Origin of the sequence: Dyella sedimenti (assembly GCF_022760995.1) — a bacterium.
Classification (GTDB): domain Bacteria; phylum Pseudomonadota; class Gammaproteobacteria; order Xanthomonadales; family Rhodanobacteraceae; genus Dyella; species Dyella sedimenti.
The window spans coordinates 128,341-150,331 of sequence record NZ_JAKWJO010000003.1; the positions used below are offsets into that span (position 1 = coordinate 128,341).

The 21,991-nt window shown below is 65.9% G+C and carries 17 protein-coding genes; 16 read left to right on the plus strand and 1 reads right to left on the minus strand.

Annotated elements, in window-relative coordinates:
* The first annotated feature begins 4 nt into the window (after positions 1 to 4).
* The 13 genes from MJ605_RS08280 to MJ605_RS08340 all read left to right on the plus strand — a co-directional run bounded on the left by MJ605_RS08280 (position 5) and on the right by MJ605_RS08340 (position 17,401).
* Complete coding sequence (locus MJ605_RS08280; RefSeq protein WP_243040963.1) at positions 5 to 1,390, plus strand: phosphohexomutase domain-containing protein; 1,386 nt, start codon at positions 5 to 7, stop codon at positions 1,388 to 1,390.
* 36 nt (positions 1,391 to 1,426) lie between these two features.
* Entirely contained in the window at positions 1,427 to 2,737 is a 1,311-nt protein-coding gene (locus MJ605_RS08285; protein WP_243040964.1) for a nucleotide sugar dehydrogenase, read from the plus strand.
* Positions 2,738 to 2,744: 7 nt separating this feature from the next.
* A complete protein-coding gene (locus tag MJ605_RS08290; protein ID WP_243040965.1) occupies positions 2,745 to 4,301 on the plus strand; it encodes a glycosyltransferase family 2 protein in 1,557 nt (518 codons plus the stop codon).
* A gap of 39 nt (positions 4,302 to 4,340) precedes the next feature.
* A complete protein-coding gene (locus MJ605_RS08295) occupies positions 4,341 to 5,579 on the plus strand; it encodes a PilZ domain-containing protein (protein WP_243040966.1) in 1,239 nt (412 codons plus the stop codon).
* Entirely contained in the window at positions 5,579 to 7,309 is a 1,731-nt protein-coding gene (locus MJ605_RS08300) for a tetratricopeptide repeat protein (RefSeq protein WP_243040967.1), read from the plus strand. The genes MJ605_RS08295 and MJ605_RS08300 overlap by 1 nt, the downstream gene beginning before the upstream one ends.
* A gap of 46 nt (positions 7,310 to 7,355) precedes the next feature.
* Positions 7,356 to 8,723 carry an alginate export family protein gene (locus MJ605_RS08305; protein ID WP_243040968.1) on the plus strand — a complete coding sequence of 456 codons (1,368 nt, stop codon included), beginning with the start codon at positions 7,356 to 7,358 and terminating at the stop codon, positions 8,721 to 8,723.
* Positions 8,714 to 10,420 carry a right-handed parallel beta-helix repeat-containing protein gene (locus tag MJ605_RS08310; RefSeq protein ID WP_243040969.1) on the plus strand — a complete coding sequence of 569 codons (1,707 nt, stop codon included), beginning with the start codon at positions 8,714 to 8,716 and terminating at the stop codon, positions 10,418 to 10,420. Before MJ605_RS08305 ends, MJ605_RS08310 begins: the two co-directional genes overlap by 10 nt.
* A gap of 12 nt (positions 10,421 to 10,432) precedes the next feature.
* Positions 10,433 to 11,857 carry an MBOAT family O-acyltransferase gene (locus tag MJ605_RS08315; RefSeq protein WP_243040970.1) on the plus strand — a complete coding sequence of 475 codons (1,425 nt, stop codon included), beginning with the start codon at positions 10,433 to 10,435 and terminating at the stop codon, positions 11,855 to 11,857.
* Positions 11,858 to 11,996: 139 nt separating this feature from the next.
* On the plus strand, positions 11,997 to 13,229 hold the full coding sequence (locus tag MJ605_RS08320; protein WP_243040971.1) for an alginate O-acetyltransferase: 1,233 nt from the start codon (positions 11,997 to 11,999) through the stop codon (positions 13,227 to 13,229).
* A gap of 7 nt (positions 13,230 to 13,236) precedes the next feature.
* Complete coding sequence (locus MJ605_RS08325; protein WP_243040972.1) at positions 13,237 to 13,854, plus strand: alginate O-acetyltransferase AlgF; 618 nt, start codon at positions 13,237 to 13,239, stop codon at positions 13,852 to 13,854.
* An 8-nt stretch (positions 13,855 to 13,862) separates the two neighbouring features.
* Positions 13,863 to 15,302, plus strand: a complete 1,440-nt coding sequence (locus MJ605_RS08330) for an alginate O-acetyltransferase AlgX-related protein (protein ID WP_243040973.1) — start codon at positions 13,863 to 13,865, stop codon at positions 15,300 to 15,302.
* 5 nt (positions 15,303 to 15,307) lie between these two features.
* On the plus strand, positions 15,308 to 16,420 hold the full coding sequence (locus tag MJ605_RS08335; protein WP_243040974.1) for a mannuronate-specific alginate lyase: 1,113 nt from the start codon (positions 15,308 to 15,310) through the stop codon (positions 16,418 to 16,420).
* A 123-nt stretch (positions 16,421 to 16,543) separates the two neighbouring features.
* Complete coding sequence (locus tag MJ605_RS08340) at positions 16,544 to 17,401, plus strand: hypothetical protein (RefSeq protein ID WP_243040975.1); 858 nt, start codon at positions 16,544 to 16,546, stop codon at positions 17,399 to 17,401.
* Between the two features lie 437 nt (positions 17,402 to 17,838).
* Here the strand turns inward: MJ605_RS08340 and MJ605_RS08345 are convergent, their stop codons facing one another.
* The gene (locus MJ605_RS08345; protein WP_243040976.1) at positions 17,839 to 18,639 is read right to left on the minus strand and encodes a glucose 1-dehydrogenase; all 801 of its coding nucleotides are present in this window, start codon (positions 18,637 to 18,639) and stop codon (positions 17,839 to 17,841) included.
* Between the two features lie 419 nt (positions 18,640 to 19,058).
* Between MJ605_RS08345 and MJ605_RS08350 the strand changes: the two genes are divergently transcribed.
* From MJ605_RS08350 to MJ605_RS08360, 3 genes are read left to right on the plus strand one after another with little or no spacing between them, the layout of a single operon-like run.
* Positions 19,059 to 19,610, plus strand: a complete 552-nt coding sequence (locus tag MJ605_RS08350; protein ID WP_243040977.1) for an XrtA/PEP-CTERM system exopolysaccharide export protein — start codon at positions 19,059 to 19,061, stop codon at positions 19,608 to 19,610.
* A 27-nt stretch (positions 19,611 to 19,637) separates the two neighbouring features.
* The gene (locus tag MJ605_RS08355) at positions 19,638 to 21,182 is read left to right on the plus strand and encodes an XrtA system polysaccharide chain length determinant (protein ID WP_243040978.1); all 1,545 of its coding nucleotides are present in this window, start codon (positions 19,638 to 19,640) and stop codon (positions 21,180 to 21,182) included.
* Positions 21,179 to 21,964 (plus strand): P-loop NTPase family protein, encoded by a 786-nt coding sequence (locus MJ605_RS08360; protein ID WP_243040979.1) that lies wholly within the window; start codon positions 21,179 to 21,181, stop codon positions 21,962 to 21,964. The genes MJ605_RS08355 and MJ605_RS08360 overlap by 4 nt, the downstream gene beginning before the upstream one ends.
* Positions 21,965 to 21,991: the final 27 nt, after the last annotated feature.

Below are 21,991 nucleotides of genomic sequence, written 5' to 3' on the forward strand. Positions count from 1 at the left end.
TTCGATGGCTGAAGTGCTGGAAACAGTTGCATCACCGCCCCGACTTGCGTCCTGCTTCAAAGCCTATGATCTACGCGGCCGTGTTCCCGGCGAGCTGGATGCGGGAGTGGCGTTCCGCCTGGGGCTTGCCTATGCCAGGCGCTTCCGGCCGTCGCGCGTCGCCGTGGGCCGCGATGCGCGCCTGTCCGGGCCCGAGCTGCTGAATGCGCTGGCCCATGGACTGGCGCAGGAAGGCGTCGAAGTCCTCGATCTAGGACTATGCGGTACCGAGGAAATCTACTTCGCCGCATTCCAGCCCGGCTGCGACGGCGGCATCATGGTCACCGCCAGCCACAATCCGCCCGAGTGGAACGGCATGAAGCTGGTGCGCGGCGGTGCCGTGCCGGTCTCCGGCGATTCCGGCCTGCGCGAACTGCAGGCGGAGGTGGAGCAGTCCGATGCGCCCGCGCCGGCAGGCGCGGCGCGGATGACGCCGACCTCGTTCCGCGATGCCTATGTGCGACATCTGCTTGGCTACATCGATGCCGCCAGGCTGCGGCCCCTGAAGGTGCTGACCAATGCCGGGGACGGCTGCGCCGGGCTGGTGGTGGACGCGCTGGCACCGCACCTGCCATTGCGCCTCGAATCCATCCGCCACCGGCCCGACGGCAATTTCCCGCATGGCGTGCCCAATCCTTTGCTGCCGGAAGGCCGTGCCGTGACCGCGGAGGCCGTGCGTGCGCACGGCGCGGATTTCGGTGTCGCCTGGGACGGGGATTTCGACCGCTGCTTCCTGTTCGACGAACAAGGGCGCTTCATCGAGGGCTACTACATCGTCGGCTTGCTGGCCGAGGAAATGCTGCAGCGCCATCCCGGAGCGAAGATCATCCACGACCCGCGCCTGGTGTGGAACACGCGGGAGATCGTGCAGCGCGCCGGCGGCATGCCCATCCAGTCCAAGACCGGGCACGCATTCATCAAGGAGCGCATGCGCGCGGAGGATGCCGTCTACGGCGGCGAGATGAGCGCGCACCATTACTTCCGCGATTTCGCCTATTGCGACAACGGCACCATCCCGTGGCTGCTGGTCGCGGCGATGCTGAGCCGCACCGGCCTGCCGCTGTCGCAACTGCTCGACGCGCGCATGCGGGCGTTCCCGGTCAGCGGCGAGATCAATGCGACGGTGGATGACACCGATGCCACGCTGAAGCGCGTCGAGCACCGCTATGCGGCGTCCGCGCAAAAAGTGGAATGGGTCGACGGGCTCAGCATGGAGTTCGCCGGATGGCGCTTCAACCTGCGCGGTTCCAATACCGAGCCGGTGATCCGACTGAACGTGGAAGCGCGCGGGGATAGTGCGCTTGTGCAAGAGAAAACGGACGAGATACGGCGCCTCGTAGCGCAGGAGTGACGACCAACCCACCGCTTCACCTTCGGAGGAATCAGCATGCGTATCAGCATTTTCGGTATGGGCTATGTCGGCGCGGTCTGCGCCGGTTGTCTCGCGGACCGTGGTCACACGGTGATCGGTGTCGATATCGCGCAGACCAAGATCGACCTGATAAACCGCGGTGAATCGCCGATCGTGGAACCCGGGTTGGAGGAGCTGCTGCGCAAGGGCGTCGACGCCGGCCGCATCCGGGCGACCTCCGATACCCACGATGCGATCCACCATACCGACCTGTCGATGGTATGCGTCGGCACGCCAAGCAAGAAGAACGGCGACCTGGACCTGCATTTCGTGGAAACCGTCGTTGCCGAGATCGGCACGGCGCTTCGCGACAAGAAGGAGAGGCACACCGTGGTCATCCGCAGCACGGTATTGCCGGGAACGATCCGTGAAGTGGTGCTGCCGCTGCTCGAAGCCACCTCCGGCAAGCGCGCGGGACGCGACTTCGGCCTTGCCGTCAATCCCGAATTCCTTCGCGAGAGCACCGCGATCGTCGACTACAACGACCCGCCGATGACCGTGATCGGCGAATGGGACAAGGCTTCCGGCGACCAGTTGGCGGAGCTCTACTCCACGCTTTCCGCGCCGCTGATCCGCAAGCCGATCGAGGTCGCGGAGATGGTCAAGTACACCTGCAACGTCTGGCACGCCACCAAGATCACGTTCGCCAACGAGATCGGCAACATCGCCAAGGAGCTCGGGGTGGACGGCCGCGAGGTGATGGATGTGATGTGCCAGGACCGCAAGCTCAACTTGTCGAGCTACTACCTCAAGCCAGGCTATGCGTTCGGCGGCTCGTGCCTGCCCAAGGACGTGCGGGCACTCAATTTCCGCGCCACCCAGGTCGACGCGCCGCATCCACTCATCGGATCGCTGATGCAGAGCAACGAGATCCACCTGAAGCGTGCGTTCGACCTGGTCGCCTCGTTCGGCGACCGTCGCATCGGCATGCTCGGCCTGAGCTTCAAGGCACAGACCGACGATCTGCGCGAAAGCCCCCTGGTCGAGCTGGCGGAGATGCTGATCGGCAAGGGCTACGATCTTTCGATCTTCGACGAGAACATCGAGTACGCGCGGGTACATGGTGCGAATCGCGAATACATCACCAGCAGGATCCCGCATATCTCCTCGTTGCTGAATCCGGACCTCGACGAAGTGATCGAGAATTCCGAGGTGCTGATCGTGGGGCAGCGCGACCGGAACTTCGAGAAGGTGCTCAACGGCGCCCGCGGCGATCGCAAGGTGGTGGACCTGATCGGCTTCATGCCGCATGCGTCGACGCCGGAAATGCAGGGCATCTGCTGGTGACGCCGCGATGCTTTCGGCATACAAGACAAACCGCGGGTTCATTGCCTATCCGTCCACGTACCTGGACGGTCCGCCGCCGAGCGCATCGCGGAGTTTCCTGATCGATCTCGGCGGCTGGCTGCTGTACCTGAGCGGTCTGATCGGGCTGGTGCTGATGTTGCCGGCGCAGGCGTTCGAGCCGGGTACGCGGATCTTCGTGTTCGCGCTGGGTGGCCTGGGGCTGTGGCGCTATGGCCTCCGCATCATGCATTTCGTGCGCAGCATGGTGTTCCTGCACTGGGCGTTCCCGCGGGCCCGGCGCGCCGCCCTCCGCACCGGCGCCTCGGCCATGCCCTCGCACGTGTACCTGCTCATCACCAGCTTCCGCATCGAGACCCTCACCACGACGATGGTCTACCAGGCGGCCTTCGAGGAGGCGATTAACTGCGGATTGCCCACGACGGTGGTCGCCTCGATCGTGGAGATGGCCGATCAGCGCCTGATCCTCGCGCTGTGGGAGCACCTGGCGCCTCCCAGCCGGGTTCGCCTGAAGATCGTGCGGATCCCCGGGACGGGCAAGCGCGATGCGCTGGCCCAGGGCTTCCGCTGCATTTCCCGCGACATGCCGGATGCGGACGCGGTGGTCGCGCTGATCGACGGGGACACGGTGCTGGAGAAGGGCGTGATCGTGAAGACCGCGCCGTTCCTGAAGACCATGCCCAGCGTCGGCGCCCTCACCACCAACGAGTTCTGCGACGTCGCCGGCAGCTACGCCATGAGCGAGTGGCACAAGCTGCGTTTCGCCCAGCGCCACCTGAACATGTGCTCGATGGCGTTGACCCGGCGCGTGCTGACATTGACCGGGCGCATGTCGTTGTTCCGCGCGTCCATCGTCACCGACCCGCGCTTCATCGACGACGTGCAGAACGATGCCATCGAGCATTGGAGGCTGGGCAAGTTCAGGTTCTTGACCGGCGACGACAAGAGCACATGGTACAGCCTGGTGCGACTGGGATGGGATACCTACTACGTCCCGGACACCTCGGTACGAACCCTGGAGAGCCCGCCGGATCCCCGTTTCCTGAAGGCCAGCCGCAAGCTGATGTTTCGCTGGTACGGCAATTCGCTGCGCCAGAACGGGCGCGCGCTCAAGCTTGGGCCGCGCAAGCTTGGCTGGTTCACCTACTACGTCCTGCTGGACCAGCGCGTGCTGATGTGGACGGGCCTGCTTGGCCTGGCCACGGCGATCGCCGCGAGCATCAAGTTCAGCATGGTCTACATGCTGACCTTCCTGCTGTGGGTGGGCATCACCCGCCTGGTGATGTCGATGCTTCTGCTGGCCTCGGGACACCGCATCGGTCCCGCGTTTCCGTTGCTGCTGTACTACAACCAGGTGATCGGCTCGGTGATGAAGATCTTCGTGTTCTTCCGCCTTGACCAGCAATCCTGGACGCGCCAGAAGACCACGCTCGATCGCAACCTTGGCGCTTTTCAGCAACGTTTCAACCAGTGGTCGTCGTGGGCCATGACGTTTTCGGCGACGAGCTTCTTCGCCGCGATTGTGATGTGCCTTCTGAGCCTGTGACGCCTTACCAACGATTCAGGGCTACGAGGAAACCAAGCAATGGTCGACGAAACACTCAATGTCGTGCACGAAACGGAGGTCGAGCGCCAGCATCCCAGGGTCCGCATCCCGGCCACCCTGCACATGGAGACCATGGGGCGCGAGAAGGACTACCACGTGATCGACATCTCGGCCGGCGGCTTCGCCTTCGATTCGCTCGGCGAGGCCTTTAACGTCGGCAAGACTTACCACGCGACGCTCAACTTTGCGATCGATCCCATGGGCATGACCCTTCCCATCGATTTCAGGGTGTGCAATGTCGACCAGGGACACCATCGCGTCGGATGCTCGTTCGAGGATTTGGATGAACGCCAGGTGGCGCTGCTTCGGCAATTGATAAACGCCTACATCGCAGGCGAGGTGGTCAGCGTCGGCGACATGCTGACCACCCTGTCGCGCAACAACTTCGCCAAGCCGCGCGAACCGCAGGGCGCCCTCGCGTCGCAGCCTCAGCATGTGCGGCCGCGCACGGTGACGCTGACGGGCCTGTTGTTCTTGGTCGGCGTCGCCGCCTTCCTGTATGCCTTCGCCAAGCTCTACGGCGTGCTTTTCATCAACCATGCCATCGCCGCCAAGGTCGCCGCGCCCAGCTTCGCGATCACCATGCCGCGCGACGGCACCTACTTCAACCTGGTGCCGCCCGATGGCAAGGTCAAGAAGGGGCAGCCCCTGGGCACCTTCCAGGCGGCCATGCTCGACGTGGTGCAGAACGATCCTGGCTCGTTGCATCTCACGCCGCAGCAGCTGTCGGACCTGATGGGCGAAACGCTCAAGGGTACGCTGTCCAGTCCCTGCGACTGCACGGTGCAGCAGACCTTCGCGTTGGATTCGCAGTTCATCAACCGCAACCAGCCGTTGATGGTGCTTCTGCCCGACGATGCCAAGCCCTATGTGCTGGCGCGCTTCCATTTCGACAACATCCAGGATCTTCGCGTGGGCCGTACCGTCAGCTTCCATGTCAGCGGCGAAAACCATGACCGCTACGGCCGCATCAGCCAGGTACGTCTGCTGCCCAATCCGGCAGGGAGCGACGACAAGGGGGGCGCCAGCGACCTGCGCGGGCTGGATGCGCCGGGCGCGGTCAGCGATGTGCTCACCCAGATCGAGCCGGCGCAGCCGCTGGCGCGCACGCTGATCGACCAGCCGGTGGATGTCCAGCTTGGCGATCCACGCAACGATATCGCCGGGCCTCTCGCCCAGGGCGTGCGCCGCGTGCGCGAGCTGATCGCGGGGCTTTGATGAAAGGCGCGACGGCCAGTTGCGCAGTGTTGCTCGCCATCGGGCTGTTTGCCGGCGGGATGGCGAACGCGCAGAAGCCCTCCGGCGACAGCCATGGCACGTCCGTCGAGGGCGGCGGCATGCCGGACCTGGCTCGCGGCAAGCTTGCCGCCGAAGCCGGGCACGATGCCGAGGCGGAAAGCAATTTCCTGCCCTTGGCCAAGCGCGGCTATGTCGAGGCGCAGCTCGCGCTGGCGCGCGTGTATGCGCGCCAACAGACGCAACAGTCCATGCAGGAGGCGATCCACTGGTTCCGCGTCGCCGCGGAGAAGGTGCCGCTGCAGGCCGAGGTTCCGCTGGCGCGGTTGCTGTTGCAGCAGGACCAGGCATCGCAGATCGCCGAAGCGCAGCGCCTTTTCACGAAGGCCTGGGATGAGCGCCAGGACCCGGAGGCCCTGGCAGGATTGATCGAGCTGTACGTCCAATACCCGGGCTACGACAGCGGAAAGCGGTTGCCGTCGCTGGTCGCCAGCGCCGAAAAGCTCGACCTGCCGGTAAGCAACGGCGCGCTGATCAGCTGGTACCGCAATACGCGCGAGATGCCAGGGCACGACGAGCGCCTGCTGGCGATGTGCCGCAAGTCGCTGAACCTCGCGCCGACGTGCTACGTGGATCTGATCCGGGACATGCGCGCGCGCAACGACCAGCAGGGCATGCGGCAGATGGTGGCCGCGGCGATGTCGCAGTTCGGCCAAGGCCTGTTGCCGATCGACACGGCGGCAAGCGTGGCCCGCGCGCTGGTGGCGGCGCCCGATGGCAGCCTCGATGTGTCCGAATCCGACGTCGCTGTTTCCGATCTCCCGGAAACAGATGCGGAAGATCTTGCACCCACCGGTGCCGGCCCGAGGCCGATCGCCCTCGGCGCAGCGCACGCCTGCGCCGAGGATCCGGTGGGCGTTGCGCAGCTGGTGCCCACCGTGGGGGCGGTGGCTGGGACGTCCAATGCGCAGACGGCTTCGAATGGCGCCCCTGGCGCGAGCGCGGGTGGTCCGGCGCCGTCACCGCCGCCGGGCAATGCCCCGGGCGCCAAGGCGCCGCCGTCGCCGGAGACCAATGCGCAACCCGACCTGGCCAATCAGGTCCTTGCCAAGCTTGTCGCCGGTTCCACCGAGGCGCGCGTGGAAGCCGCCGGCGTGGTAGTACGCTTTCCGTTCCTGGCGCCGGATTTCGATGTCGAGCCGGCACTGCAGGCGGGTATCAAGCAGGGGCTGCCGGATGCCACGTTGTACCTGGGCGAACTGTACTTGCACGGCAACCGTGCCACGCGCGACCCGCGCAAGGCGCTGCAACTGCTGCAGCGCGCCGCAGACGAACCCGCCACCAGGCTCGACGCGCAATACTACATAGGCAGGTTGTACCAGTTCGGCTATCTGGACGAGGTCGATCCGCAACAGGCGATCGATCACCTGCTGTATGCCGCGCGCCGCGGCTATGTTTCGGCAGATAGCGCCTTGGCCAGGCTCTACGCCTCCGGCAAGGGCATCTGCCCGAACCATGTCAACGCCTACGTATTCGCGCAGCTCGGCGCTCGCGACGGCGCCGATGCCATCCGCACGCTGGCCGGCCAGCTCAGTGGCGTGCTGACACCGCAACAGCACCAGGAAGCGCAACGCATCCTCCATCAGGAAGAAGCGATGCGGCAGCAGCTGCCCGAGCCCGGCTTCGCCGAGGCCGCACTTCCAACGCCATGAAAAAGGAACCGCGATGAGATCGCTCTCGTTGACCGGATGTGGTGCCTTGCTGGCGCTGGCAGCCCTTCCCGCCGCCGCGGTGGAGACGGATTACGCGTTCAAGACCGAGATAGCGGTCGTCGACGAGACGGGCGGCGATTTCGGGCGGCTCGGCCAGCACAGCACGCAGCAGGCCTACCTGGATGCGACGCCATGGGTGCACTTCCAGTTCTCGCAGGCATGGAGCGGCTTCGTCCGGGCGCGCTTGTTCGCGCCGACCGGAACCGTGCAGACCAATGCCAACGACAACAACAATGTCGGCCCTACCAGGCAGACCTTCGTCGGGCTCAAGGAGGCGTGGATCGACTATGCAGGCTTCCGCTATCCGGGCGAATCGATCCGGCTCGGCCGCCAGCGCGTGCGCGAGGACGACGCCATGTACATGGACCAGGACGTCGATGCGGCGCGCTGGATCTTCAATACCACGCTGGTCCAGTCAGAATTCGGCGTCGGGCGGGAATTCAGCACCTACCGCACCGACGACATCGGCCTGCCGCCGGACCAGAAACATCGCGTCTATGCGTTCGGCACGTTCAGCGGCGAGTGGCATGCCTACCAGCGCATCGGTGTCCGCGCGATGTATGTCCACGACAACGATGGGCTGCCGGCGGTCGGCGAGCCGGCCACCCTTGGCGCCAAGCTCAACAGCGGCAACCTGCTCTGGCTCGGCGCCTTCCTGGGCAACCATTATTACGATGGCTCCAATGCGCCGGCCCTTGCGTACAACGCGTCGTTCAACTGGCTCGGCGGCAACCAGCGCGGCGCACTCATCGACCCGGTGACGCGGGTGGTCACCAGCATCACCGACAGGCGTACGGTGCATGCCTGGGCGGCGGACGCGGGCTTGCGCTACCGCCTGCCGGTCGACGCCTTCCCGCTGCAGCTGGGCGTGGCCTACGTCTACAGCAGCGGTGGACGGGGCGACGACCTGTCCACCCAGTACAGCCAGACCGGCTTGCAAAGCAACTACTCGCGCTTCACCGGCACCGACTCGCTGGTGCAGCGTTTCACGGATGCCTACCGCGCCGAGCTCGGCAACCTGAAGGTGGCCACCGCCTATGCGTCGGTCAACCTGGGGCGCTGGAACACCAGCCTGATCTACAACCACTACGACCGCGTGCACGGTGATGCGCCGATCACCGCCGACAACATCATCGTCGAGCCGGTCAACAACAGCGGGTCGCTAGGGCAGGGCTACGACATCGTCGTCACCCGCTTCTTCGGAAAGACCATCGCGCGATCGGACCTGATGTCGGGCGACGAGCCGGAAAGCTCGATCCGCCTGCGCGGCTCGGTATTCCGTCCTGGCGCGGCCTACGGGCCCAATACCCGGTCCGAATACCGCGTCACCATGGAGCTGGTGCTATGGCTCTGAAGTCCGCCTGCCTGGTTGTCGCCATCTCGGCGCTGCTGTCGCTCGGCGGCAACCATGCGGCATGGGCGGCGCAGGCCGCGCCGCGGCATGCGCCTTCGCACGCCGCCGGGGCCGGGGACAAGCCGGTGCATGGCAAGTCCCAGGCGGAGGACCCCGACGACGACATGGCCGACCAGACCGACGGTTCCGACGAGGACAACCAGGGCACCGATACGAACGCGGTGGCGGCGACAGACAGCAAGCCGAAGGCGTATATCGTCAGCACCGGCGTGGCCAAGGCCCTGATGGACTGGCAGTCGCCGCGGATTCCCGACGTTTCGCGATATACCGAGTCGGCTGCCATGCAGAACCTGCGGCGTACGCCGGCTGGCCATGTCCGCGTCGGGAGCATGCTCGAGCAGATGTCCTTCAAGAATTTCATGGGGCGCGACGAGCGCCTGCGCGAGTGGGCGAAACGCCAGTCCTCGATGCCGCAGGTCATCTTCATCAGTGGTGGCTACGTGACGCCGCGCGACCTAGCGCGTGCGCTGCCCAGGCAGTATTTCGCGGAGACGCAACCCGGCGTGTTCGTGGCCCGCCTGCCGATCGACGTGCAGCCCGGCGCGACCCTGCATATCGGCAAGGACGTCAAGGATTTCCGCCTTTCGATGGATCGTGGTGCCTTCATCGTCAACGAGGGCGACCTGTTCATCGACCAAAGCCGGCTGGAAGGCTGGGACGAGGCGAACGACAAGCCGACCTGGTTCGTCGACGAGAAGGACTTCCGGCCCTTCATCGTCTCCTGGGGCGGTTCGCGCACCTACATGATCCATAGCGTCGTGGCGCACCTCGGCTACGCGGCCAGCAAGGCCTACGGCATTTCCATCAGCCAGTTCAGCCCGTCGCTGGCGCCCGTCATGAAGCGCGGGGCGCCGACCGGCTGGTTGCTCAACTCCGAATTCTTCGACAACTGGTACGGGTTCTATTGCTACGAGGCAGAGGACGTGGTGATCCGCGGCAACACCTATCACGACAACATCAAGTACGGCATCGACCCGCACGACCGCTCGCGCCGGCTGGTCATCGCGCAGAACACGGTATACGGCACGCGCATCAAGCACGGCATCATTGTGTCGCGCGAAGTCAACGAAAGCTGGATCGTCGACAACACATCGTTCGACAACACCCTGTCGGGCATCGTGGTCGACCGCAGCAGCATGCACAACGTGATCGCGCTGAACAAGACCTACCAGAACAAGTCCGACGGCATCACCATCTATGAAAGCCCCAATACGCTGATCTGGCGCAACCTGGTCACCGCCAACAACCGCCACGGCATACGCGTTCGCAACAGCATCGACGTGCAGCTGCGCGACAACGTCGCGGTCGGCAACGCCCTTTCAGGCATCTACGGGCATATCGAGAACCTCAACGATACCGGGCGCAACCTGAAGCTGGATCCGTTCCACCCGATCATCTCCATGACCGTGGTGGGCGGGAAACTGGTGTCCAACGGCTCCGGCCCGATCACGATCGACCAGCCGCTTAGCCTGGAGGTATACGACGTCGACCTGCGCGAGCCGCGACGGAATCTCGGCATCCATTTCACCGGCGTGCTTGGCGAGAACCAGGAAAAGGTGCTCGACATCATGGTGAGGCAGAAGCTGCCGGTGGTGGTGAAGCCGGAGGCGATCAGCGTGAGCACCGCGAGCAAATAGGAGGAGCTTGCCATGGTCTTTTCCTCCCATGTGTTCCTGTTCCTGTTCCTGCCGCTCTTCCTGGCGGTGTACTACCTGGTGCCCAACCGCGGGCGCGCGCGCAACCTGGTGGTGCTGGCCGGGAGCTATACGTTCTACGCATGGTGGCGCGTGGACTTCCTGTTGCTCTTCGCCGCGGTGACCGTCTGGAACTACTTCGTTGGCCTGGCGATCGCGCGCGCGCCGCGGGGAAGCCGCGAGGCCCGCCGCCGGCTTGTCGCCGGCGTGGCGGGCAACCTGCTCACGCTGTGCTATTTCAAGTATGCCAACTTCGGCATTTCCAGCCTCAACGACGTGCTCGGCGCGGCCGGCGCGGGTCAGGTCTCGTGGCTCCACGTGATCCTTCCGATCGGCATTTCCTTCTATGTGTTCGAATCGATCAGCTATATCGCCGATGTGTACCGTGGCGATACCGAGGCCACCCACCATCCGGTCGATTTCGCCACCTTCGTCGCGCTGTTCCCGCACCTGATCGCCGGACCGGTGTTCCGCTACAAGGATCTCGCCGACCAGTTCGTGCACCGCGAGCACAGCTGGCAGAAGTTCGGCGAGGGATCGGTGCGCTTCATGCAGGGATTCATCAAGAAGGTGCTCATCGCCGACTCGATAGCGCCGCTGGCCAACAGTGCCTTCGAACTGGCCCATCCGCATACCGCCGATGCGTGGCTCGGTGTGCTGGCCTACACGGCGCAGTTGTATTTCGATTTTTCCGGGTACAGCGACATGGCGATCGGCCTTGGCCTGATGATGGGGTTTCGCTTCGTCGAGAACTTCAACCAGCCGTACATCAGCCAGAGCATCACCGAGTTCTGGCGCCGGTGGCACATGAGCCTTTCCGCCTGGCTGCGCGATTACCTGTATATCGCGCTCGGCGGCAACCGCAAGGGCACGCTCACGACCTATCGCAACCTGATGCTGACGATGCTGCTCGGTGGCCTGTGGCATGGCGCGAGCTGGAACTTCCTGCTGTGGGGCGGTTGGCATGGGCTGGTGCTGTGCGTGGAGCGCGTGTTCGGCGTGGCGCCCAGCGCGACGCGGTTTCGTCCGCACCGCTGGGCGCTGACCCTGCTGCTGGTGATGCTCGGCTGGGTGATGTTCCGGGCCGGCAGCGTCGTCAACGCACTGCACCTGTACCGGGCCATGTTCGATTTCCATGGTTCGGGCCTGTCCGATGTATACGCGGGAAGCATCACGTCGCTCGAGGTCGTGACGCTGCTGCTGGCGATCGCGGTGGCCGCGGCCACGGGCGCGGCCAGCCTGCGCTCGCCGGCGGTGAGCCCGCCGCTGTTCGCGCGCGGCCACCTCGCCGCGCAGTGGATGGTGTGGCCGGTGTTCCTGCTGGCGATCCTCAAGCTGTCCGCGCAGAGCTATTCGCCGTTCCTGTACTTCCAGTTCTAGGACCGTCGCGTCCGGCCAGGCGGCCGCGCCCTCGGTTCCCTGCCCGCAGGCCAGGGCATCAGGAGGAAAAGATATGTGGATGCATCGACGAGTGACCGCGCAGCCTTATGGGCAAAGGGAGCTGGCCCGGAAGCTTGCCATGCAGCCGACGCCGCTCGACGTCGCGCCTCCTGGCCTGGCGGCCAGGGCTGAGGCCGCGCGCGCGTGGTGGCGCCGCGAAAGACCCTTGAACGCGATGCTGTTCGTCAGCCTGGTGGCGATCCTGGGTGGCATTGCCCTGGCGCGCGCGCTGGATTTCCGGCCTGCGCAGCACCAGGGCCTGTGGCGTGGCGGGCTGGCCCATGCCTTCGAAGCGCACTACGACCAGGCATTTCCGCTGAAGCAGCTGGGCGTGAATCTGTGGGCGGCGATCGACTACCAGTTGTTCGGGGAAGGCCTGCCCGGCGTGGTCGTGGGCAAGGACGGCTGGCTGTACACCGACGAGGAGTTCAAGCTGGACAACGACTCGCCGGCGCTGGTGGACCGGCATCTCGCGCTGGTCGGCTGGGTGGGGCGTGCGTTGACGCAGCGCCACGTCGCGCTGCTGGTCGCGGTGGTGCCGGCCAAGGCTCGCGTGTACCCCGAGCACCTCGGCCGCAGGCGACCGCCGGAACTGCGGCAGGCCCTGTACGCGCGGGCGCTCGATGCGCTGCAAGCCGAAGGCGTCGCCACGGTGGCATTGCTGGAGCCGCTGAGTGCCGGCAAGCGTGAGCAGCCGACGTTCCTGCGCACGGATACGCATTGGACGCCTTATGGCGCGCGCGTGGCGGCGCAGGCGGTCGCGATGCGTGCCCGTGGCCTGGTCGAAGGAGGGCGCGCCTTCCATTCGCAACCCGATGGCTCGCGGACGTATCGCGGCGACCTTTTCAATTTCCTGCCGCTGGATCCCTGGTTCGCGTCGCTGCTGCCGCCACCGGACAGGCTCACGCCATGGCGCACCATGGACAGCGACCATGCCGGCAGCCTGCTCGGCGACGCGCCGGCGGCGCAAGTCGCGCTGGTCGGCACCAGCTACAGCGCCGAGGCGCAATGGAATTTCGCCGGTGCACTGGAACAGGCGATGCATGCCGACGTGCTCAACTACGCGAAGGATGGCGAAGGGCCGTTCGCGCCGATGCTGGCCTACCTGGATTCCGATGATTTCCGTACTTCCCCGCCGAAGCTGGTGGTCTGGGAAGTGCCGGAACGCTACCTGCCGCTTCCCCAGGCGGCGCTTGCCGCCTACCACCTGCCGCCCGGCGTTTCCACCGGCCGCGTGGCGACATCGGCTGCCGTGCGCGGCCCACAAGCCAGAGAAGGAGGCTCCTTCAGCCATGTCACGAGTCAACCCTGAACGCTCCATGCGTATGCGGTCCTTCATGCAGGCCGCTACCGCCGTCATCCTCCTGGGCAGCGCCGCCGTCGCCACGGCCGGCCTGTATCCGCCCGCGGCGCCGCCCGGCTCGGCATTCGTGCGCGTATTCAACGCCACCAGCCAGCCCAAGGTGACGGCGCAGGTCGGCAGCAAGAGCCTCGGCGACGTCGCCGCGCTCGAGGCCAGTTCGTACGCGTTCCTGCCGCCGGGGCAGTACCCGGTGAAGATCGGCGATGCCTCGGAGAACGCCACGCTGCAAGGCGCGCATTGCTACACGGCCGCACTGGGAAGCGACAGCAAGCTGCACCAGTTCGACCAGCCATGCTTCAACAGCCAGCTCAAGGCCCTGGTCGCGATCTACAACCTGATCGACGGCACCACGCTGAGCCTGCGCACCACCGACGGCACGACCGTGGTCGACAGCGTCGCCCCCAATGCCAGCGGCCAGCGCGAGGTCAACCCGATCAAGGCCGACCTCGTCGTCTACGACGGCGCCAACAAGCTGGCCGATGCCAAGCCCGTGATGCTGATGCGCGGTGGTACCTACAGCCTGTTCGTGATCGGGACACGCAGCAGCCCGGTGCTGATCTGGGTGAACGGTTGAGAGCCGCCATGCGCAGGATATTCAAGGTACTGCTTGCCGCGGGGATCGCGTGCTCGGTCGGCGTGATCTCCCATGCGGCCACGCCGGCTCCGGCATCGCCGGCCTACGACGCCAAGCCATGCTGCTCGCTCTGCCCGCACGCGGCCGACCCGCAAGCCTACGCGGGCTCCAAGTTCCTGAGCGATTTCCGCGTGCTGATCGATGGGCGCGACGGCTGGCTGTTCCGCACCGGCCTCGACCTGACCACGCATTTCGACGTGGAGGACGACAACCTTGCCCAGCTGCATCGCCTCAGCGATGCGCTACGCCAGCGCGGGACCGAAATCGTGATGGTATACCAGCCGCCTCGCGGGCTGATGGATCCCGACAAGCTGACGCCCCAGCAGCGGCGGGGCTACGACCTGCAGGCCGCGCGCGGCAACTATGCGCAGGTGTTGCAGCACATGCGCAGCGAGGGCGGCGTCATCGTGCCGCCGCTGGACCAGCTGGTGAACGAGCAGAAGGGGTATGACTACTACTTCCGCCGCGACCACCACTGGACCGCGGCCGGCGCGCAACATACCGCGCAGGTAGTCGCCGAGACCATGAGCAAGCTGCCCGGTTTCGGCTCGATCCCGAAAAAGCAGTTCAGCACCCACACCAGCGGCGTGATCGGCAAGCCGGGAACCTTGCAGAAGGTTGCCACGCAATTGTGCGGCGGCGGGTATTCGCTGCAATACCAGCCGGCCTACGTCACCGAGCCGGTCGGCGGCGGCAGCCTGCTCGGCGACGCCTCGCAACCGGAGGTGGTGCTGGTCGGCACCAGCAACAGCGACAGCCTGGGCGGCTACAACTTCGCCGGCTACCTGGAGCAGTACATGGGCGTGGACGTGCTCAACGTGGCGATCACCGGCGGTTCGTTCGAGGGTTCGCTGCTGCACTACCTGGCGAGCAAGGAGTTCCAGCAGCATCCGCCGAAGTTCCTGATCTGGGAGACGCCTTACCAGGACTACCCCGACTCCGAGCAGAGCGCCTACAAGGTCTACCGGCAGGCGGTGCCGCTGGTGACCGACGGCTGCCGCGGCAAGACCGCGCTGATGTCGCGGACGGTGGAACTGCACCAGGGCAGCAACGAGCTGCTGTTCAACGGCGGCGGCCGCATCCTGCCGCTGGTGGGCCGCGACTACCAGCTCGAATTCCAGTTCAGCGACCCCGGCGTCAAGGACATGCATGCGGAGGTCTGGTACTTCAGCGGCCTCAAGGAGTCGCTGAAGATGCACTTCAAGCAATACGTGGACAACGGCGGCCGTTTCGATGCGGAACTGCGCTCGGACCGGCCCGATTATGCGTCGGCGACGGTGATGGGCGTCACGATGCTCATGGACCAGGCCCCGGCCAAGCCGCTGAGCGTGACCGCCCAGGTGTGCGCGCGGGACAAGTCGACGCAACTCGCTTCGCAAAACAGGTGAATCCCATGAATCCATGCATCAGGCATCGTGGTTGGCGGCTGCCGTTGTTCCTGGCGACAAGTGTCTTGTTCCCGCTCTGCGCGCAGGCCCAGCAGGCACTGGTGCCGCCGCCGGGCTACGACGCCCCGGTCGAGCAGAAGGCGGACAAGTCGTTCACCTGCGAAGCGCCGCCGGAGCCCTATACGGGCACGCTGGATTTTCCGAGCAAGTACGAGGGTTCCGGCAAGGCCCGCGACCAGTTGAACGAGCAGGCCAACGCCGAGTACCAGGAGCGCAGCCAGCCCATCAACCAGATGGAGAAGGGCATCAACAAGATGGTCGACGAGTACATGCACACCGGCAATCCCGACACCTTGAAGTGCGTGATCGGCTGGTATGGCAAATGGGCGGACGCCGGCGGCCTGCTCGGGCCTTCCAGCTCGTATTCGGGCAAGGCGATGCGCAAGTGGTCGCTGGCCAGCCTGAGCGGCGCCTTCCTGCACCTGCAATTCTCCCGCTCCCAGCCGCTCGCCGCCTATCCGCAGCAGGCCGAGCAGATCAAGGCCTGGCTCGGCCGCATCGGCGACAAGGTGCTGACCGAATGGGACCTCGGCGAACCGCAGAAGAAGATCAACAACCATTTCTACTGGGCCGCATGGGCCATCATGGCGACCAGCGTGGTGGAGAACCGCCGAGGCGAGTTCGACTGGGCGGTCAAGGTCTATCGCATCTTTTCCGAGCAAGTGGATGCCGATGGCTACCTGCCGAACGAACTGGCGCGGCAGACACGCGCCCTGGGCTACCATAATTTCGCGCTCACGCCGGTGGCGATGATCGCGGCGTTCGGCAAGGCCAATGGCGTGGACCTGGCCAGCGAGGGCCATGGCGCATTGACGAGGCTGGCGCAGCGCACGCTGCAGGGCATCGACGATCCGAGGATATTCGAGGCGAAGAGCGGCGGCTATACCCAGGTGCTGGACGATGTCGCCAAGCAGCGTACAGAACTGGCCTGGCTGGAACCGTACTGCTGGACCGTCGGCTGCCAGGGCGCGATCGCGCAGAAAGCCGATTCCCTGCGGCCGATGAAGAATACGCGCCTGGGCGGGGACGTCACCACGGTCTTCCACGCGCCGCAATGACCCTCCCCTGAAAAGGCGCCGGAAGGCATCCTCGGTGGTGCCCGGCCACGGCCGGGGCGGGAAAGCCGCCGCTGTATAGTAGTGTCATGCCGGGCTTCACCGCCGAAAGGGAAAGGGGAAACCTTGTCTGGACTCGAGAGGGAAGCGCCGGCCGCCGCCGCGCACGCTCCGCATGGGGGAACCCTGCTGGCCGGCATCGTCCATGTCTTCTTTTTCGCGATATGGGTGTCCATCTGTTCCGTGGCGCCGGAGATCATCTGGCAGGGGCTGCTCGTCGCCCTCCGGCACTACGACTGGATTACCGTGGGGTCGGCCATATTGACCGGCGCCGTGGTCGCCTTCTTCGTGGAGCCGCTGACCGAACGCCTGCGCGCGATGCGCCTGCAGCTGGCGCACCGGCACAAGACGACCGCGCATGCGACGTTCGCCGCCTTCAGCTTCGCGGTGCTGGCGGTCTTTGTGCACGAGGCGATCACGGCGTTCATCGCCGAGCCCTATGCCGGGCACTACGTGAAGGACACGCTCGCCTACGCCATGTCGGAAGTGTTCCAGTGGGCATGGATCCCGTTTGCCGTCACCATGGCCTGGCTGTGCGCGCACCTGGGACGGTGGATAAGCGTACCGGTGTTCCTGCTGGCGCTGGCTTCCATCGCGCTGGTCGGTCCGGTTTTCGACTGGTATCCCATCGACATCTACACGACGGTGGTGCCGTGCCTGTGCATGCTTGTCGGCGGCCACATCGTGATGCGCAAAGGCTTCGACCGCCATGCGCTTTTCCGCTGCGCGGGCGTGGTGGCGATCATCGCCGCCATCTGGCTGGCATTGGCGGGGTTGTCGCAACTGGTGTTGTCGCTGTTCGGCAGTGGATCCCTGGTCATCTACACCTGGGGCGAGTACACCATCGATTTCCGCTTCTACCTGGGCTGGGTGGTCGGGCTGACCATCGCGCCGAAGCCGTTTCACGAGACGCCCCGGCCCTAGAGTCTGTTCAAGGTCTCGGTCTGTACGCGCAGTCCGGTTAGTGGCGAGTATCGGCTGGTTATCCCCATGGCGCGATGGATGAAACACTGGACCGGCAGGCACCTTACGGGTCTCGGCTGAGATTCAGCGGCCCCTTGTAGGAGCGCACCCTGTGCGCGACGCCTTGCGCCTCAGTCTTTGGGCGTCATCCCGACGAAGTGCGGCATACAAGCCCTGCAGGCCTCGCATGCCGAATCAGCTTCTCCTTCCGCCACACACCGCGGCTACACCGCGGGGCGGCGATGGACGGAGGACTTAAATCCCGATCGGCATCGGTGCATTTATCCTGTCGGAAGGCGGTAGTTCGCTTTTCCTGCCATCCTGCGGATCTCGGTTGAGACTCGACGCTAATCGGGTGCATGCAGGGTCTGTGGCCACATCGAGACTTTGAACAGCTCTCAGGCGTATTGCATCTTGATGGTCATGCCACCGTCGACCACGAACGGCTGGCCGGTGACGAAGCCGGACTGCGCCGACAGCAGATAGACGGCCAGGGCACCGATGTCCTCGGGCGTGCCCACGCGCCCGGCCGGATGCTGGGCATGGTCCTGGCGGCTGAGCGAGGGCGGCTTGCGTTCGGCCGGCTTGCGCCATGCATCGGTGGCGATCCAGCCAGGCAGGATAGCGTTGACGCGCACCTGCGGCCCGGCGCTGACTGCCAGCGCATGCGTAAAGGCGACCAGGCCGCCCTTGCTGGCGGCATAGGCTTCGGTATCCGGTTCCGATTGCAGCGCGCGCGTGGAGGCGATGTTGACGATCGCGCCCCGCGCCTCCGCCAGCGCGGGCAGCGCATGCTTGCTGCACAGGAAGGCGCCGGTGAGGTTGGTGGCCAGGTAGCGGTTCCAGTCGGCCAGCGCCAGCTCGGTAATGCGGGCCACGTGAGGGTTGGCGATGCCGGCGTTGTTCACCAGGCCATCGATGTGGCCGAAGCGCTTGAGCGCGGTGGACATCCATTGGCGCACGCTCGCTTCGCGCGATACGTCCAGGCGGGCGAAGGCGGCGCGCCCGCCGGCCTGCCATTCGTCCAGGCAGGCGTGGCCCGCCTCGGCATCCAGGTCGCCGATGAGCACCTTGCCGCCCGCGCCCAGTACCGCTTGCGCGATGCCGCGGCCGATGCCCTGTGCGCCGCCCGTCACCAGCACGACCTTGTCGTGCAGCGGCTGCGAGTCATAGGGGGCGATGGCGGGTGCCTTGGGCATGGGGGTACCTCGGAAGCGGGAATGGATAGGGCGGCGGTGGGCATCGGCAAGCACGGCCGTGCGTAACGATAGCGCAGTGGGGCGCGCTCCCCCTTGCCGCGCGCACCGTGCCGATCATCGGCCAAACGGCCTAATCCCGACGTGCGTCCGCCGTGGCCCTGCCTGTCGCCGCACGGGCGGTGCGTCGTTCGCGTGTCCCATGCGAGTCCACGCCCGCTTGCGGTTTCCGCGCCGTTGGCGGGCGTCCATGTCCTGCAAGTCATAGAACTTATGGTTTTGTCAAGTTTATTTTGGGCGTGGATATACTCAATCGTGAACTGAGTCACATTTTCTTCGCAGGGGCGGCCATGAAGAATCTTCGTTTGCTTCTCGCACTATGCGTTCCCCTGCTGTTGGCGGCGTGCGCCACGGGCAGGGGCTTGTCAGAGCCGCCGAAGGTCGATCCTGCGGCCCAGGCCGTGACCACCTATCGCATCGGCGTGGACGACCAGTTGCAGATCACCGTGTGGCACAACCCCGACCTGAGCGTCAGCGTGCCGGTGCGCCCGGACGGAAAGATCACCGTGCCGCTGATCGGTGACGTGGTGGCGGGCGGCAAGACGCCGGAGGAAGTGGCCGGCGAGATCAAGGACAAGCTGCAGGCCTATGTGCGCGATCCGCAGGTGGCGGTGATCCTCACCGAGCTGCGCAGCCACGAGTACCTGTCGCGGGTGCGCGTGACCGGCGCGGTGCGCTCGCCGATTTCCATTCCTTACCGGCAGGGCATGACCGTGCTCGACGCCGTGCTGGCGGCCGGCGGCACCACGGAATTCGCCGCGCCCGACCGCACCGAGCTGTACCGCAAGGGCAGCGATGGCGCGACCACGCCTTACGCGGTGCGGCTGGACAAGGTGCTGCAGGACGGGGACCTGGCGACGAACTACCCGGTGCAGCCGGGCGATGTGGTCACGGTGCCGCTGCGTGCGTTCTGAGATCCGAGGCGGACGAGGGGGAAGGCCATGAGCGGAGAACTCACACCTTTTGCCAGCATGGTGCCCGCGCTGCTGAGCGAGGCGCGCCGGCGCCGCCTGGCGATGGCGGCGATGTTCGCGGCCATCGCCCTGGCCGCGCTGGTGACCGGCATGCTGTGGCCGAAGAAGTACGAGGCTTCCACCACCATCCTGGCCCAGGAGAGCAGCATCATCTCGCCGCTGATGGAGGGCGCGGCCGCCGCCACGGCGAACAAGAACCGCGCCAGCATCGCCCGCGACGTGATCTTCAGCCGCAAGGTAATGGACGCGATCCTGGTAGCCGGCGGCTGGATGGCCAGCCATCCATCGCCGGTCGAGCAGGACCGCATCATCGACGGCATCAAGTCGCGCACCAGGGTGCAGATGGAGCGCGAGAACCTCATCACCATCAGCTATTTCGATACCGAGCCGCGCCGCACCTACGAGGTCACGCGCCAGTTCGCCCAGTTGTTCATCAGCGAGAGCCTGGCTTCCAAGCAGCGCGAGAGCCGCGAGGCCTACGAGTTCATCAACAGCCAGGTGGAGGCATACCGCGGGAAGCTCACCGACGCGGAGGACAAGCTCAAGGCCTATCGCGGCGCCAACGACGACGCGCGTCCCGGCAGCGAGGCGGACACCAATGCGCGCATCGGCCAGCTGCGCAGCCAGATCGAGCAGGCCCGCATGGACCTGATGGAGCGTCGCTCGCAGGAGGGCTCGCTCAGCGCCCAGCTCAGCGGCGAGTCGGAGGTGAGCACGGTGCAGACGGTCGGCGGGGTCTACGCGACGCAGATGGCCGACTTGCAGGCGCAGCTGGACAAGCTGCTGCTGACCTATACCGAGGAATACCCGGACGTCGTCCGCATCCGCCACCAGATGCAGGACCTGCGCCAGCAGATGGCGCAGGACGAGCAGCGCAACGCCGCCGCGCAACTGTCCGGCACGCCCACCACGCTGGACAGCCGCGTGCAGTTCAACCCGGCCTACCAGCAGATCAAGACCCAGCTGGCCAATACGCGCGCTTCCACCGCCGCCGCCGCCGCGCGGCTGGCCGCCAGCGAATCGATGCTGCAGAGCGAACTGGCGCGCAGCGCCCGCATCGCCAATTCCGAGAACGTGGTGGCCGAGCTGACGCGCGACTACAACGTCAACCGCGACGTCTACCAGGACCTGCTCAAGCGCCGCGAGAACGCGCGCGTGTCGATGAACCTGGATGCGGAGCAGCGCGGCCTGACCTTCCTGGTGCAGAACCCGGCGGTGCTGCCGCTGGTGCCCTCGGGGCTGCGCTTCATGCACTTCAGCCTGGCCGGCATCGCGCTGGCGCTGGCGGTGCCGGTCGGCCTGCTGTTCGGCTTGGTGCGGCTCGATCCGCGCGTGCGCTCGGTCGAGCGGCTGGAGCAGGCCACCGGCCTGGCGGTGATGGCCGCCATCCCGTTCTATCCCACGCCGCAGGACCGCCGCCGCGAGCGGCGCCACAACATGCTGCTGCTGGTCACCGTGGCGGGCATCGCCGCGGTGTACCTGGCCGCCTTCTGGCTGAGGCTGAAGCAATGAACATCCATGACGAGAATGGCGTCGCCTCCGCCGACGATTTCGAGAGCGTGCTCGAAGAGGCGGCGCGCAACCTGCAACGCCGCTCGATGCCGGGCAATTCGATCGCGCGCATGGACGAGCCCGGCCAGGAACTGGTGCCGCTGCAGCTGGAGGAGCGCCGGCTGATCCATCGCGAGGATTCGGTGCGGCGCCAGTCGGACGCGTTCCGCGAAATCCGCACGCGGCTGCTCGGCATCGCCGGCCAGCAGAATTTCGTGACCCTGGTGGTATCGGTGAGCCCGCGTTCGGGCGGCAGCTTCGTGGCGCGCAACCTCGCCGCCGCGTTTGCCTTCGACGAGACCAAGACCAGTCTGCTGCTGGACTGCAACCTGCGCTACCCGAGCCAGCACAAGGCGCTGGGCGTGGAGCCGCTGGCGGGTGGGCTGATCGATTTCCTGGAACAGCCCTCGCTCGGCATCGAGCCGGTGCTGTACCGCACCGGCATCCCGCGGCTGCGGCTGATTCCGGCGGGCAAGGCGCGCGAGAACAGCGGCGAGTATTTCTCCTCGTTCCGCATGAGCACGATGCTCGATTCGCTGCGCTGCCGTTACCCGGACCGCTACCTGTTCCTCGACGGCCCGGCGATCAAGGGGTCGCCGGACGCGCGCATCCTTTCCGACCTTGCCGATTTCGTGGTGGTGGTGGCCGGGTATGGCCGCGACATGCCGGCGGCGATCAGCCAGGCCGTCACCAATTTCGACCCGGAGAAGATGGCCGGGGTGGTCTTCAACCACGTGCCTTGACGGGCCGCCGCGCCTGCGACCGGAGCG

What these genes read in the sequence shown, in the direction of transcription:
- MJ605_RS08280 (WP_243040963.1), top strand. Translation starts at nt 5, where the DNA reads ATGGCTGAAGTGCTGGAAACAGTTGCATCACCGCCCCGACTTGCGTCC.
- MJ605_RS08285 (WP_243040964.1), top strand. Translation starts at nt 1,427, where the DNA reads ATGCGTATCAGCATTTTCGGTATGGGCTATGTCGGCGCGGTCTGCGCC.
- MJ605_RS08290 (WP_243040965.1), top strand. Translation starts at nt 2,745, where the DNA reads ATGCTTTCGGCATACAAGACAAACCGCGGGTTCATTGCCTATCCGTCC.
- MJ605_RS08295 (WP_243040966.1), top strand. Translation starts at nt 4,341, where the DNA reads ATGGTCGACGAAACACTCAATGTCGTGCACGAAACGGAGGTCGAGCGC.
- MJ605_RS08300 (WP_243040967.1), top strand. Translation starts at nt 5,579, where the DNA reads ATGAAAGGCGCGACGGCCAGTTGCGCAGTGTTGCTCGCCATCGGGCTG.
- MJ605_RS08310 (WP_243040969.1), top strand. Translation starts at nt 8,714, where the DNA reads ATGGCTCTGAAGTCCGCCTGCCTGGTTGTCGCCATCTCGGCGCTGCTG.
- MJ605_RS08315 (WP_243040970.1), top strand. Translation starts at nt 10,433, where the DNA reads ATGGTCTTTTCCTCCCATGTGTTCCTGTTCCTGTTCCTGCCGCTCTTC.
- MJ605_RS08320 (WP_243040971.1), top strand. Translation starts at nt 11,997, where the DNA reads ATGCAGCCGACGCCGCTCGACGTCGCGCCTCCTGGCCTGGCGGCCAGG.
- MJ605_RS08325 (WP_243040972.1), top strand. Translation starts at nt 13,237, where the DNA reads ATGCGTATGCGGTCCTTCATGCAGGCCGCTACCGCCGTCATCCTCCTG.
- MJ605_RS08330 (WP_243040973.1), top strand. Translation starts at nt 13,863, where the DNA reads ATGCGCAGGATATTCAAGGTACTGCTTGCCGCGGGGATCGCGTGCTCG.
- MJ605_RS08335 (WP_243040974.1), top strand. Translation starts at nt 15,308, where the DNA reads ATGAATCCATGCATCAGGCATCGTGGTTGGCGGCTGCCGTTGTTCCTG.
- MJ605_RS08345 (WP_243040976.1), bottom strand. Translation starts at nt 18,639, where the DNA reads ATGCCCAAGGCACCCGCCATCGCCCCCTATGACTCGCAGCCGCTGCAC.
- MJ605_RS08355 (WP_243040978.1), top strand. Translation starts at nt 19,638, where the DNA reads ATGAGCGGAGAACTCACACCTTTTGCCAGCATGGTGCCCGCGCTGCTG.
- MJ605_RS08360 (WP_243040979.1), top strand. Translation starts at nt 21,179, where the DNA reads ATGAACATCCATGACGAGAATGGCGTCGCCTCCGCCGACGATTTCGAG.